Below are 1,515 nucleotides of genomic sequence, written 5' to 3'. Positions count from 1 at the left end.
TCAAAGGGGTTCACTCTGGTGCCCGCTTTGGCAATCACGGCTCCTGTAGTGGGGGCGATAATGTCTTTAGGGAGGGTGATGCTTGGGTCAACGTAAAAGGTGCGGGGGTTGATCGTGGTGGTTAAGCCTGCAACGGGCGGTGGGTTTTCAATGCTTTGCTTGGCGCGCTCCGTGAACTCGTTTTGCATGTCCGCTAATTGACCACTGGCCTCAAACCCTTTCAGTCTTTGGTCAATCCACTCCAGCATGTCAATCTCACCGATGGGGAAGATAGGGGCCACTTGGCCCAAGTTCTTTCCAGCGGCATTTGTCGTTGCCAGTCCAGCGACCAAAAGAAAAAGGGGGGATTTAAGCGCTCGCCCCAATGGCTTGATTAAAGGCGTCAATGTCTTTGCCATAAAAGTGCCTGGAGGTTTGCTCAATGGCGCGCTCCAGTGAGTGGCCTTGTTTATAAAGATTTTCACAATACTCAAACTCCTTAGGCTCGGTTGAGAACATGGCGCGTTTCACCGGAGAGGCGAAAAAGCGGTGATAGGTGACATGGCCACCCGCTTTGATGCGCGCACTGCTGTATCCCGCTTCGGCAGACGGAGCGAAACTTTTAATGAGGCGCTGCTCAAACGGTGAGAAGGCATCCGGGTTTTGGATCAGATACTCATCAAACCCTTCCCCTTGACGAAGAATGATGTGGATATCGGAGTTGTTGTAGCAGGCTTTGGCTTCCTCGTTGCTAAAGAAGTCTTCAATCCCTTGAGTCACTGTACAAAAAGCGCCGCCGAACTTACGGGCGGTGCGATAACCGGTGTTGATGAACTCCCTCGCTTGCTCGTTTGCCCCAGAGAGGAGGCTCCAGGCTTCTTCAATGATGCACAGCTTTGGGGTAGAGCGAGAGCCAGCCAGGTACATCTGCTGGTTAATCGACACCATCAACGCAAAAATCACGGGTCTGAGCACAGCAGGCGGAAACCCATCCAGCTCCAGCGTGGTGATTTCCACACTGGGGTCGAGCATGGAGGGCTTGTTGAACACATCTTTGTACATGCCGTCGGTGCAGAACTTTTTCAGTTGCACCGCAATGTCTTTGATGCGTCGGTCGCTTTCTTCTCCAGCAATCTCAATCAAGGCGTCTCTGACATCATCCACCAAGGCTTGATTACCTTTACGCTCCCATGCCGTCACTATCGCATCGCCTAAGACGCTTTGTTGAAACGCCGTCAGTGGGACGTAGGGTGACGCGATGGTGGCAAACAACGCCGTGATATTATCGAGCGCTTCCATCATGGGGTCGACCGGTCTACCGTCATCATCCACAAACTCAAACTCAGCACTTTGCATGGCGCCTAAATGCGTGAAGGGATTTAAGAAGATGTTGGCGTGCGTCATGTACGTCCCCCCAAGGCTGAGCGTCAATTTTTTATAGCTGGCCCCTTTATCGAGGATCCACACTTTACCGCCCATGGCGTAAACCGTTTCGGCAATCTCTTGAACCAGAAAGCTTTTCCCTGCGCCTGAGCC

At 52.5% G+C, this 1,515-nt stretch carries 2 pseudogenes; both read right to left on the bottom strand.

Annotated elements, in window-relative coordinates:
- Window positions 1-398 (bottom strand): annotated as a pseudogene (locus tag ACED59_RS24420) (type-F conjugative transfer system protein TraW); the annotation flags it as partial.
- Window positions 349-1,515: pseudogene (locus ACED59_RS24415) on the bottom strand (type IV secretion system protein TraC); the annotation flags it as partial. The pseudogenes ACED59_RS24415 and ACED59_RS24420, both read right to left, overlap by 50 nt.

Source organism: Vibrio sp. FF266 (genome assembly GCF_041439695.1).
Lineage (GTDB): Bacteria > Pseudomonadota > Gammaproteobacteria > Enterobacterales > Vibrionaceae > Vibrio > Vibrio tasmaniensis_A.
The sequence above is the reverse complement of the archived record's forward strand: the minus strand, read 5'-3'. Positions and strand labels throughout refer to the sequence as shown.